The 12,623-nt window shown below is 30.5% G+C and carries 13 protein-coding genes, 1 tRNA gene and 1 pseudogene; 10 read left to right on the plus strand and 5 right to left on the minus strand.

Annotated features, from left to right (window positions below):
* Window positions 1–105: 105 nt before the first annotated feature.
* Entirely contained in the window at window positions 106–1,242 is a 1,137-nt protein-coding gene (locus tag G6N05_RS07375; protein WP_166126185.1) for a HEAT repeat domain-containing protein, read from the minus strand.
* A gap of 175 nt (window positions 1,243–1,417) precedes the next feature.
* On the opposite strand from G6N05_RS07375, the gene G6N05_RS07380 reads away from it, so the two are divergent.
* A complete protein-coding gene (locus tag G6N05_RS07380) occupies window positions 1,418–2,902 on the plus strand; it encodes an aminotransferase class V-fold PLP-dependent enzyme (RefSeq protein ID WP_166126829.1) in 1,485 nt (494 codons plus the stop codon).
* A 55-nt stretch (window positions 2,903–2,957) separates the two neighbouring features.
* Here G6N05_RS07380 and G6N05_RS07385 read toward each other — a convergent pair whose 3' ends face one another.
* A complete protein-coding gene (locus G6N05_RS07385) occupies window positions 2,958–3,830 on the minus strand; it encodes a lysophospholipid acyltransferase family protein (RefSeq protein WP_166126187.1) in 873 nt (290 codons plus the stop codon).
* A 129-nt stretch (window positions 3,831–3,959) separates the two neighbouring features.
* Here G6N05_RS07385 and G6N05_RS07390 point away from each other — a divergent pair, with 129 nt between their 5' ends.
* The gene (locus G6N05_RS07390) at window positions 3,960–4,598 is read left to right on the plus strand and encodes a rhomboid family intramembrane serine protease (RefSeq protein WP_166126188.1); all 639 of its coding nucleotides are present in this window, start codon (window positions 3,960–3,962) and stop codon (window positions 4,596–4,598) included.
* A 45-nt stretch (window positions 4,599–4,643) separates the two neighbouring features.
* Window positions 4,644–5,336, plus strand: a complete 693-nt coding sequence (locus G6N05_RS07395) for an SIMPL domain-containing protein (RefSeq protein WP_166126190.1) — start codon at window positions 4,644–4,646, stop codon at window positions 5,334–5,336.
* Between the two features lie 55 nt (window positions 5,337–5,391).
* Here the strand turns inward: G6N05_RS07395 and G6N05_RS07400 are convergent.
* The 3 genes and pseudogenes from G6N05_RS07400 to G6N05_RS07410 all read right to left on the minus strand — a co-directional run bounded on the left by G6N05_RS07400 (window position 5,392) and on the right by G6N05_RS07410 (window position 6,780).
* Window positions 5,392–5,472 (minus strand) — tRNA-Tyr (locus G6N05_RS07400).
* Window positions 5,473–5,635: 163 nt separating this feature from the next.
* Window positions 5,636–6,037, minus strand: a pseudogene (locus tag G6N05_RS07405) (TlpA family protein disulfide reductase); the annotation flags it as partial.
* 20 nt (window positions 6,038–6,057) lie between these two features.
* A complete protein-coding gene (locus G6N05_RS07410) occupies window positions 6,058–6,780 on the minus strand; it encodes a DUF4369 domain-containing protein (protein WP_166126192.1) in 723 nt (240 codons plus the stop codon).
* Window positions 6,781–6,964: 184 nt separating this feature from the next.
* On the opposite strand from G6N05_RS07410, the gene G6N05_RS07415 reads away from it, so the two are divergent.
* The 7 genes from G6N05_RS07415 to G6N05_RS07445 all read left to right on the plus strand — a co-directional run bounded on the left by G6N05_RS07415 (window position 6,965) and on the right by G6N05_RS07445 (window position 12,613).
* A complete protein-coding gene (locus tag G6N05_RS07415) occupies window positions 6,965–7,456 on the plus strand; it encodes a hypothetical protein (protein WP_166126194.1) in 492 nt (163 codons plus the stop codon).
* A complete protein-coding gene (locus tag G6N05_RS07420; RefSeq protein WP_166126196.1) occupies window positions 7,443–7,589 on the plus strand; it encodes a hypothetical protein in 147 nt (48 codons plus the stop codon). The genes G6N05_RS07415 and G6N05_RS07420 overlap by 14 nt, the downstream gene beginning before the upstream one ends.
* Before the next feature lie 62 nt (window positions 7,590–7,651).
* Window positions 7,652–9,256 carry a class I SAM-dependent methyltransferase gene (locus G6N05_RS07425; protein WP_166126198.1) on the plus strand — a complete coding sequence of 535 codons (1,605 nt, stop codon included), beginning with the start codon at window positions 7,652–7,654 and terminating at the stop codon, window positions 9,254–9,256.
* A 14-nt stretch (window positions 9,257–9,270) separates the two neighbouring features.
* Window positions 9,271–9,495, plus strand: a complete 225-nt coding sequence (locus tag G6N05_RS07430; RefSeq protein ID WP_166126200.1) for a hypothetical protein — start codon at window positions 9,271–9,273, stop codon at window positions 9,493–9,495.
* A complete protein-coding gene (locus G6N05_RS07435; RefSeq protein WP_166126202.1) occupies window positions 9,482–9,865 on the plus strand; it encodes a YchJ family protein in 384 nt (127 codons plus the stop codon). The genes G6N05_RS07430 and G6N05_RS07435 overlap by 14 nt, the downstream gene beginning before the upstream one ends.
* A gap of 62 nt (window positions 9,866–9,927) precedes the next feature.
* Entirely contained in the window at window positions 9,928–11,037 is a 1,110-nt protein-coding gene (locus tag G6N05_RS07440; RefSeq protein ID WP_166126204.1) for a vWA domain-containing protein, read from the plus strand.
* A 109-nt stretch (window positions 11,038–11,146) separates the two neighbouring features.
* Window positions 11,147–12,613, plus strand: coding sequence for an AAA family ATPase (locus G6N05_RS07445; protein WP_166126206.1), 1,467 nt, complete (start codon window positions 11,147–11,149; stop codon window positions 12,611–12,613).
* The last annotated feature ends 10 nt before the right edge of the window (window positions 12,614–12,623 follow it).

The raw sequence follows: 12,623 nt of genomic DNA on the forward strand, positions 1-12,623 counted from the left end.
TTTCGTTAAAAGACGAAATAGCCAATATTATATATACAAGAATATAAAAAATGGAATAGCATCCAAAAAATAATTCGGAGCCTTTAACGATACTTTCTAAGGTTGTCAATTTAAATAGGGGCAATTTGAGTGTGCAATCATTTTTTGTAACTCGGTATTTTTTTCTTCGTTGTTAAATTTGAAATTTTTGAAAAATGAAAGATTCGTTTTATTGATAAAATTCACAATTTCAAGTTTCAAATCTAAATCTAAATTTTCGTCTTCATTTAATAATCCCGACATAAAGGCAATATTTTCCGACGTACCGATAATATTCAAAGTTTTTACAATAGAAATTTTGTTTCTGATGTTCGTTTCTTTGGTGAAATGTTGCATTAAAATGTCATTCGCTTCAAACATAACTAGCTCTCTAATAGCTAGAATAACTTCTTTTCTAACAGATGGATTTTCTAAATTTAGTAAGTAGGAAATTTGCTCTAGAGAAATGTTTTGTTTGTGTCTAAATCGGACAATTAATTTTATAGCAATAATTACAATTGAATCATTTTTACTGTTTAACCAGTTTTTAATGTTCTTTGGAATATTTGATTTTTTTCTATAAATAATATCTAAAATTTTAACTTCATCAGATTTAGAAATAGTGTATTTGTAGTTGTCTAAAACATCAAATTTTTCATCAGATAATGAAATTAAAGCAATGATAGCATTGGAACGTAAAGCTTTGTTTTTACTGTTTAGAAATTGTTTTACATGTCCAGTTTTTATTTTATATCCAATATTTTGATAATGATGAAAGGCTTCCGATTTGGAATACCATTTTCTATTGCGAATTAATTTATTTGAAATTTCATCAAAACCGAAATACTTGTAAATTAATAACATAGTATGTTCGTTGGTTTCATTTAAATTCTCTTTAATATGAATGATTTTATTTAAAATGTACTTTTTAGAATTTTTGTTTAATTTATGTTTCAATTTAAATTCTTTGATTTTACTTTTCATTTCAGGAGCTGTAAAATCTGAAAATATTAGCTCGGTTAAAAATGTATTGGTTTCATTTTCAATGTCTTTTTTAAAATCATCATTTTTGTCAACAGCATATCTTGTGTATAGTAATGTTAAAACAATTAAAACAACAAAAAGTACAATTAAAGGAATAAAAAAGTATAATAAAAAATAGTATATACTTTCAGCATTTAATGAGAATAAGAAGTATGAAGCTTTGAAATTAAGGGAAATCATTTTTAAAATTCGAAATTATAGTTTTTAAATATTTTTTTTTAACATAAATTATTGCACAAATATATTAAAATGAAATTGACATAACCTATTGTCATTCTTTTATTTAAGATAATTTAAAAGGATTTTTTTTTACTGAATAAAAAAAGACGTAATTTTGAAAGCAAATTTAGAAGTAATGAACGCAACATTGGTAAAAACAGAATTAGAAACTTATTTTCAACAATTTAGAAAAGATATTATTGGTATCAATCAAACTTTTGTATCACCTTTTGGGGAACAAAAAATTGTATATACCGATTGGACTGCAAGTGGAAGGTTATATCGTCCAATTGAAGAAAAATTAATGAATTCTTTTGGACCTTTTGTTGCCAATACACATACAGAAACTTCTATTACTGGTACGGCAATGACTATGGCTTATCACGAAGCGCGTCATATTATAAAACATCACGTAAATGCCAATGATAACGACGTTCTAATTACAGATGGAACGGGGATGACAGGCGTAGTAAATAAGCTACAACGTATTTTAGGTTTACGTATTGCAGAAAACTTAAAAGAATACACAACTATTCCTAAAGAAATTAAGCCCATTGTTTTTATTTCACACATGGAACACCATTCAAACCAAACGTCTTGGTTGGAAACCATTGCAGATGTTGAAGTAATACCAGCTAATGAAGAAGGTTTGTTTTGTTTAGATCAATTTACAGAATTAGTCAATAAATATAAAGATAGAAGTTTTAAAATTGCTTCTATTACTTCTTGTTCTAATGTTACAGGAATCAGAACTCCTTACCATGAAGTTGCCAAAATTATGCACCAAAATAACGGGGTTTGTTTTGTAGATTTTGCATGTTCTGGTCCATATGTAGAAATTGACATGCATCCCGAAGATAAAGACGCTTATTTAGATGCGATTTTCTTTTCGCCACATAAATTTTTAGGTGGACCTGGAACTTGTGGCGTGATGGTTTTTAATAAAGAATTATATAAAAATAATGTTCCTGATTGTCCAGGTGGTGGAACAGTAAGCTGGACAAATCCTTGGGGAGAACACCAATATATAGACAATATTGAAGATAGAGAAGATGGTGGAACGCCAGGTTTCTTACAAGTTATCAAAGCAGCACTTTCTGTTCAATTGAAGGAAAAAATGGGCGTGAAGAATATTTTAGATCGAGAACATGAATTGGTAGATTATATTTTTGAAAGATTAGCGCCAATTGAAAACATCAATATTTTAGCAGAACAACATACCAATAGATTAGGAGTGATTTCGTTTTACATTACAGATTTACACTTTAATTTAGGAGTGAAATTATTGAATGATAAATTCGGAATTCAAGTTCGTGGTGGATGCAGTTGCGCGGGAACGTACGGACATTATTTGTTAAATGTAAACCAAGAAACTTCAAATTCAATCACTTGCAGTATTAATGAAGGTGATTTAACCAACAAACCAGGTTGGATTCGTATGTCGATTCACCCAACAACAACTTCAGAAGAAATTCAATTGGTTTGTGATGGAATTATTGATTTAGCGGAAAATTTTACAACTTGGCAAGAAGATTACGTTTATAATCCAGCTAAAAATGATTTCAATCATAAAAATGATATGAGACCTGAAGTTGAAATGGTAAAAGGTTGGTTTTTGTAATTTCAACATTCTAAAAAAAAATCGTTGTTTTTAGTTAACAACGATTTTTTTTATCTTATCTCTTATGTTTCCAACGTTTATGCGTCCATAAATAAAATTCTGGAGCGTCATAAATTTGTTGTTCTACTAATTTTAGGAAATTATCTGTGATTTCGTAATTTGGGATATCTTTTGTATTTCCGTCCGAAAGAATTTCAAAACTAGCTTCATAATATCCACGTTTGACTTTCTTCGTTTTTAAGAAAATCACGTTCATGTCGTATTTTTTGGCTAACATTTCGCCACCTGTATGAACCGGAACTTCCACGCCCATAAATTTTTGCCAATGGTGTGTAGCGCTTAGTTTTGGCGATTGATCGCTCACTAAGCCATACACGCTAAACGTTTTACTTCTATAATTCGAAGCTATTGTTGGAATTGTAGATTTACTATCAATTAACTCGCTTTTAAATTTAGAACGAATTTTTCGTACCAATTTATCAAAATACGGATTAGCTAATTTTTTATATACACCAAACCCTAAAAAATTAATGTGATAATTCATAGAAACAGCCCATTCATAACTGGCATAATGGGCGCACAATAAAGCAATGCTTTTTTCTTTTTTCTCTAATTCGTGATACACTTCCATGTTGGTAAAAACGTATCTTTTTTCAATTTCTTTACGAGAAATAGATAACGTTTTTATCATTTCTAAAAACATATCGCACATATGTGAATAGAATTTTTTCTCAATTACATTTCTTTCTTTTTCAGATAAATGCGGAAGAGCTAAAGCTATATTTCCTCTAACGACTCTTTTTCTATATTTAATAACTCTATAAACTAGAAAATAAATACAATCTGATAAAAAATATAAAACAGGAAATGGAAGTATAGAAATGATCCAGATAATAGGATAAATTAAAATATATAGTACTAATTGCATGAATCTTTTTTTGCAAATATACACGTTTTGTTATTTCTTAGGAAAACATTTTAAATTTTGGTTAACATTGGATTTTTATGATAAAGAATTGAATTATTATCTTACCTTTATGTTTATTAAAATTTTTATATGTATTCTATTACAACAATTATCATTGCAATTACCGCTTTAGTAACCTATACAGGTTTGTCCAACCCAGTATTTTTCGACAAGTTTAAGTTTAATATTTCTGGCATCAAGGCAGGCGAACAATATCGCATGATAACTTCCGGTTTTTTACATGCCGATTGGTTTCATTTTGCTTTTAACATGTTTAGTTTTTGGAGTTTTGCCAATTTCCTTACTCAAGAATTTAGTACTATACATTTTCTTGTAATCTATTTCGGAAGTATGGCAATTGGAAGTTTATTAACCTATTATATTCATAAAGAAGAACCTTTTTATTCAGCAATAGGAGCTTCTGGAGCGGTAATGGGAATTATTTATTGTGCGATTTTGTTGTATCCAGAAAATTCTATTTTGTTATTTGGAGCTATTCCAATTCCAGGCTATATTTTTGCTTTTTTGTATTTAGCTTATTCTATTTACGGAATGAAAGGTCAATACGATAATATTGGGCATACTGCGCATTTAGGTGGTGCCATTGGTGGATTACTGTTTACTTTATTACTTATGCCAAATTTATTTGAAACAAGATTGTTATTCATTGGGATTTTATTGATTCCAATAGCCGTTTTAATTTATTTAGTAAAGATGAAAAAGATATAATTGGCATGCTATTTGAATTAGAAATTTAAACTAAAAAAAATCAAAATGAAAAAGTTAATTTTATTACTAACATTAGTTACAACAATGAATGTTATGAGTCAAGAACAACACAAATTAGTACCACAAATTTCTATTTCTGGTGAAGGAAAAATTAAAGTAACGCCAGATATTGTGGTAATCCAATTAGGAGTTCAAAATAATGGTAAAGATGCCAAAGAAGTAAAAACTTTAAACGATGTAACAATTGATAAAGTAATTAAGTATATCAAGAAGTTTAATATTCCAACGGCCGATTATCAAACAGCTCAAATGAGTTTATATAAAAATTACGATTACGAGAAAAAGAAATATTCGTACCAAGCGAATCAAACTATTTCTGTTACTTTAAAAGATATTTCTAAATACGATGCCTTTATGATGGACGTAATGGAAACAGGAATTAACGTAATTAACGGAGTGGAGTTTAAGTCTTCTAAAATGGAAACTTACGAAACTGAAGCTAGAAAAAAAGCCATTTTAAATGCTAAGAAAAAAGCAGACGATTATGTATCTGTTTTACCTGGTCAAAAAGTAGGTAAAGCCATCTTGATTTCAGATAACTCTTATACAAATTATCCACAACCAGTTTTTATGGCAAAAGGAGCCATGATGGATGCAGAAGCAGCACCAAGAGAAACATTAGCAGTAGGTGAAATTGAAATCGTTTGTACAGTAAATGTTAGTTTTAGTTTAGAGTAAAACTCAAACACATGTAAAATAAAAAAAGCACTTCAATTGAAGTGCTTTTTTTTTGTGGGGAGAGTAGGATTCGAACCTACGAAGTTTTCACAGCAGATTTACAGTCTGCCCTCGTTGGCCGCTTGAGTATCTCCCCGTGGCCATAGCTTGAGTGCAAATATATAATTGTTTTTTAGAGTTACAAACTTATTTTAAAGGAATATTTAAATTATTTTATAACTTTCTGAATATTAAAAACATAAAAAAATCCCATTTTGTAATAATTAACAAAATGGGATTGATTTTTATAGCTTGATGTGTTATTTTACACCTAATAATTCTTTTACTTTAGCTTTTAATTCGTCACCTCTAAGGTTTTTTGCAACAATATTACCTTTTGCATCTAATATAAATGTTGAAGGAATTTCTTCAATCTCATAAGCTAACGCAATTGGATCTTTCCATTTCTTAAGATTTGAAACTTGTGTCCAAGTTAATTTATCTTTAGCAATAGCAGCTTTCCAATCTGCGGCATCATCGTCTAACGAAACACCAATAATATTTAAACCTTTGCTATGTAATTCGTTATATAACGCCACTACATTAGGGTTTTCAGCTCTACATGGTCCACACCAAGAAGCCCAGAAATCAATAATTGTAACTTTTCCTAAAGATTCTTTTAAAGAAACTGTTTTTCCTTCAGGCGTTTTCGCAGAAAAATCAGCAGCTTTAGTTGAGTTATCTACTTTTTTTTTTCTGTATTACCTTTTTCTAATGGTAATTGTGTGTCTAAATGTTTTTTTACACTTTTTCCGCTTGTAGTTTCTTTTAAGTCAGCATCCAATCCATCATAAAATGTTTTCACTTTAGAAGCTTCCATTTTATTGTTATAGAATAAGTTTTCAATTAATAATAAAGACACAAAAGAATTTTGATTTTTAGCAACAAAATCTTTTGATCTTTTATCCATTTCCAGTTGAATTTTTTGAAATTCAGCCATAATTACTTCGGCTTTAGCTTTTTCTTCATCTGTTTCTGGTTGTTTTTGCATAAATGCACCATTTGCTTCGTAAATAGCTTTAACTTTTTTCTGAATGTCTAAGTTAGCATTGTTGTATGATTGGTATAAATCATTATTTTTAGTTCCACTAATAGCATTTTTTTCAATGTTTTTAGCGTCAAAATTAATAGCAACAGTTCCTTTTTCTAATATAAATCCAACATTTCCGTTTGGCGTTTTTTCAAAAGCAATATAAGCAATTTCAGGTTTTTCACTTTTACCTTCAAATTCAAATTTACCATCTGTTACTTTAACTGTGTCTTTAGGTTTTGGAGTTCCAGTAGAATCTGAAGTTACTAAAAATACGTTTGTTCCGTTAGCAACACCAGTTGCAGTTCCTTCAACTTTATACTTGTTGCAAGAAATTAAAATTAATGCAGAAAATAATACTACTAATTGTTTCATTTTTATTTTTTGTAAATTGTTATACTGAAAACTCAGTTTTTATTTTTATTGGATGCAAATGTATTAATTTTTTTAGGATTAATGAAATCTTATCGGAAAGGAAAATAGTTATGATTATCTTTGCAAAATGAATGTTTATCATAGGAACAATTTTCACAAACACACTTTTTGCTTGTTTCAACAAGTGGATAATTCTGTTTTGTCCGATTTGAAACTCGGATACAAAAGCAATTCTGGAAGCGAATATTATTTCACGGAAGTTGGCGTGTACCGAAAATCCAATCATTGGGGAAGAGCGGCGAATTGTCGTTGGCGATTACTTGTGAATTCCGAATATAAAAACCAAACTGAAATCATCGGATTTGCACGTTGGACTGATTTTTATTCGAATAATGAAACAGATAAATTGTTTTACATCGAAATAAATGAAGAAAAAAACGAAGTCCATTTCAATCATAAAAACAATCCGAATTATACGAATCAAGTTTTAAGAAATGCTTCGGAAACCGCAAAAAGAATTAAAGAAATAAAAGAAGTTTTACAGAATACTTCTTGGGCAAAATATCTGGTTTTTGATGATTTTGAAGAAATTAGACGTAAAATGCTATCAGAATTGAGCAATACCAACGAAAGTTTCGTAAATTTGCGTAAAATATTAAAAGATGGGAAGAAATAACGCCGTAAATCAAGACAAGCATAAAAAACAATTGGATAATCACATGAAGAAAATTAAACAGACAAAATTAACTTCTGCTGCCAAAAAAGCTTCTATTTTAGAGCAATACAAGCAATCGCTAAAAAATCAGTAATTCCTTTATTTTTTTACCGTTGCCAATAATTTTTTGCTATATTTGAGTAAATCAGTTTATATATGACGACAACTTCAAATTTTAGACAAAGAATTTTTCAACACTTAGATGGATTAGTAACTGCACCGGTTGTTTTTGCACTTCATCAAAAAGGAATTTTACACTATCTGCTCGAAAATAAAGAAGTTTCACTATCCAAATTATCTTCAGAATTTAAAGCCAACGAAGGATATCTTAACATTGCTTTGCGTGTTTTGGCATCTCAAGGTTTGTTAGAATATAAATTAGACAATGCCAATAATTCGGTGGTGGTTTCAACCAATTCCAAATCGGCACTTTTCTTTTCTTTAGCACCAGTTTACGAAGAAGTTATTGATGTTTTAAAAGAGAAAGATTGGTTTACTTCGGTACAAATTCAAAACGAATCGTATCAGGATTTAAACAGGTTGTTCGAATGGTATAAAAACAAGTGTCATGTTCAACTTTCTGAAAATGATGAAGAAAGAGCCATTCAAGAACAATTTTTAGCACATATTGAAGGGTATTTAGTTGGGCCAATTATCGTAAGTTTAGGAATGACAGGCATGTTTCATAAGTATTTTATGGAAACGTCTTTCAGTCCGGAAGAATTTCATAAACATCCGGAAGTTTTCAAAATTATTTTAGATTTCTTCACGCATTTAGGTTGGTTTACCCATAAAAAAGACAATTATCAATTTACAGAATTAGGTTTGTCTTTTGCCAAAAGAGCTTCGGCTTATGGTGTAACGGTTTCTTATTTGCCGATGTTCAAAAATATAGATAAATTATTGTTCGGAAATCCGAAAGCATTGAGAGAAACCGCTATTGGTGAAGACGAAATTCACGTCAATAGAGAAATGAATGTTTGGGGAAGCGGTGGCGCACATACTACGTATTTTAAAGTAATTGATGAAATTATTATCGAATTATTTAATAAACCCATCAACGAACAACCTAAAGGAATTTTAGATATGGGTTGTGGGAATGGAGCGTTTTTACAACATATTTATGAAGTTATCGAACGTCAAACCATTCGAGGAAAAATGTTGGATGAATATCCTTTGTTTTTGGTCGGAGCCGATTATAATCAAGCCGCTTTAAAGGTGACAAGAGCGAATTTGATAAAAGCAGATATTTGGGCAAAAGTAATTTGGGGCGACATCGGAAATCCAGAACTATTAGCTTCAGATTTAAAAGAAAATTACAATATCGATTTGAAAGATTTATTAAATGTACGAACATTTTTAGATCATAATAGAATTTGGGAAACACCAAAAACTGTTTCAAAAGATAGAATTAGTACGTCAAGTGGTGCTTTTGCTCACAGAGGAGTTTGGATTAAAAACAACGAAGTAGAAGATAATTTGTTGGAACATTTACAAAAATGGTCGACTTACGTTCAAAAATTCGGATTGTTAATAATAGAATTACACACGATACCACCAGAAATAACAGCAAATAATTTAGGGAATACAGCTGCAACAGCTTACGATGCAACTCACGGTTTTTCAGACCAATACATAGTAGAAATCGATGTTTTACATAAAGTTGCCGCCGAAGTAGGATTGTTTCCCGATCCATTATATTTTAAAAAGTTTCCAAATACCAATTACGCCACAGTTAGTATTAATTTATTAAAAGGCTAATTTTAAAAAAAGATATGTTTACAGAACAAATAGTTAATTTAAAACCGAAAGTTCAAACCATTATTGACTTCATAGCCAAAAAAGATTTGGTAAATGCCCATGTTTATTTACATGAAGTAAGTAATGAAGTTGAAGATTTAATTGATTCCGTGTCGCTTGATGCGCATTTAATTGAGTTAGGTAAATACCAAGTTTTATTGAAACATTTATTACATAAAATACAAAATGATAAAGACTAAACCTTGCCCGTGTGGGAGTGAATTACATTTGGAAAATTGCTGTTCTCCATATATTTACGATGGAGTAGTAGTACCAACTGCAGAAAAACTAATGCGTTCTAGGTTTACAGCTTATTGTTTGCAAAATGCCGATTATTTATACAATACGACTCATGTTTCTCAAAAAAAATACACCAATAAATCGGATATTTTAGCTTGGGCGAAATCAAACACTTGGCAAAAATTAGAAATCTTAAATTTCTCTGAAAATACAGTAGAATTTAAAGCCTATTATTTAGACGAAAACAGAAAACCTCAAATTCATCACGAAAAATCAACGTTTATCAACTTTCAAGACGCTTGGTTTTATGTAGATGGGAAATTCTATTAGATTTAACTAAAAATTAGTATTCGTTTTTATGTTATAAAATATAAACCTTGTAATTTTAGTGTATGAAAAAAGGATTCTATTTTAAAACATACGAAAAACCATTTAAGACACCCTTTGAGGTGCTTTTTGGCGTTTTTAAAGAATTGATTGTACACACTTCAGGCGATTTTGATGAAGCTATCGATTGGTTACGAGAATTAGATAACGAATACAAATTAACCACTCCAGAATACACAATTGAAGATTTTATCGAAGATTTAAAGAAAAAAGGATTCATCCGTGAAGAAATCACACCTGATGGTGGTTCCGGCGAAACTACTATAACTTCAAAAACAGAGCGTTTAATCAGACAATCGGCTTTAGATCAAATTTTCGGGAATTTAAATAAATCGGGTAGTGGAAACCATAAAACCAAACAAGTTGGCGGTGGTGATGAACTTACTGGCGAATTCAGAAGTTATAATTTTGGCGATTCTTTAGATAAAATTTCATTAACCGAAAGTTTAAAAAACGCTCAAATCAACAACGGAATCGGAGATTTTCAATTAACTGAAAACGATTTGGTGATTGAAGACACACATTACAAATCGCAAATGAGCACGGTTTTAATGATTGACATTTCGCACAGTATGATTTTATACGGTGAAGATCGAATTACGCCTGCCAAAAAAGTAGCGATGGCTTTGGCAGAACTTATTACCACGCGCTATCCAAAAGACACCATCGATATTTTAGTTTTTGGTAATGATGCTTGGCCGATTTCTATAAAAGAATTACCGTTTTTAAAAGTCGGACCATATCATACAAACACTGTAGCTGGTTTACAATTAGCTATGGACATGCTGCGAAGAAAACGAAACACCAACAAACAAATTTTCATGATTACCGATGGAAAACCAAGTTGTGTTCGTGAAAAAGATGGTTCTTATTACATGAATAGTAACGGTTTAGATGAATATATCGTAGAAAAATGTTACACACAAGCTGCTCAAGCCAGAAAATTACATATTCCAATTACCACTTTTATGATTGCTAACGATCCGTATTTGCAACAATTCGTAGATAAATTTACAGAAGCCAATCAAGGAAAAGCTTTTTATACCGGTTTGAAAGGTTTAGGAGAAATGATTTTTCAAGATTATGAAGCGAATAGAAAAAAGAAGTTGAAATAAAGAGCCAAGTAAAAAGAGCCAAGTAAAAAGAGCCAAGTAAAAAGAGCCAAGTAAAAAGTAAAAGATTCAAGTAAGGTTGACGAAAGTCTAAAAAAAAATAAATTAAAACATGGACATTAAAAATATAAATACTTTAGGTGAATTGATAGCGTCAGGTTATCAATCTAAAAACATAAAAGACGAGTTACGTAACAATTTGCGACATAAATTAATAGCCAAACAGCCTACTTTTACTGGTGTTCATGGTTTTGAAAATTCGGTTATTCCTGAATTGGAACGCGCTATTTTATCTCGACACAATATCAATTTATTAGGGTTGCGTGGACAAGCGAAAACTCGTTTAGCCCGAAAAATGGTCGAACTTTTGGATGAATATATTCCGTTTGTTTCTGGTTCTGAAATTAATGACGATCCTTTAAACCCGATTTCTCGTTTTGCCATAGATTTTATTGCTGAAAAAGGAAACGAAACACCAATTTCTTGGTTACACAGAAGTGAGCGTTTTTTCGAAAAATTAGCTACGCCAGATGTAACTGTTGCTGATTTAATTGGTGATGTAGATCCAATAAAAGCTGTGAATTTAAAATTATCTTATGCAGATGAACGTGTGATTCACTTCGGAATGATTCCGCGAGCGAACAGATGTATTTTTGTTATTAACGAATTGCCCGATTTACAAGCTCGTATTCAAGTCGCGCTATTCAATATTTTGCAAGAAGGCGACATTCAAATTCGTGGATTTAAGTTAAGAATGCCTTTAGATTTACAATTCATTTTTACAGCAAACCCTGAAGATTACACTAATCGTGGAAGTATTGTTACGCCTTTAAAAGACAGAATTGGTTCACAAATTTTAACGCATTATCCAGAAACTATTGAAATTGCTAAAACGATTACACATCAAGAAGCTAAATTAGATGAAAATCAATCTTCTATCGTACATGTTCCAAATTTAGCAAAAGATTTATTAGAACAAGTGGGTTTTGAAGCAAGAGAATCTGAATATATTGATGCGAAAAGTGGTGTTTCTGCCAGAATGAGTATTACCGCTTATGAAAATTTAATTAGTACGGCAGAACGTAGAGCATTGCAAAATGGAGAAGAAAAAACAACAGTTCGTTTGTCTGATTTCTTAGGAATTATTCCAGCAATAACAGGGAAAGTAGAATTAGTGTACGAAGGCGAACAAGAAGGAGCAGGAGTTGTAGCGCAATATTTAATTTCCAATGCGATTCATACTTTTTTCCCAGGTTATTTTCCTAAAATAGAGAAATTAGAAAAACAAAATGAAGTCAATCCTTATACAGAAATTTCAGAATGGTTTTTCAATGAATCTGGTTTTGAATTGTCAGATGATTGTTCAGATGAAGTGTATAAAAATGTTTTAGATGAAGTGGAACCACTTGAGAATTTAATTCAAAAATACCAACCAGAAATTGCCATTTCAGATAAATATTTCCTAAAAGAATTTATACTTTGGGCTTTAGTAGAATACAATAAATTATCAAAAGAAAGAACACAAGACGGTTTTCAATTTAAAGATCCGTATGCTAAGTTTATTAGTAGATTGTCTTAGTTAAATATAA

It is taken from the genome of Flavobacterium bernardetii (genome assembly GCF_011305415.1).
Lineage (GTDB): Bacteria > Bacteroidota > Bacteroidia > Flavobacteriales > Flavobacteriaceae > Flavobacterium > Flavobacterium bernardetii.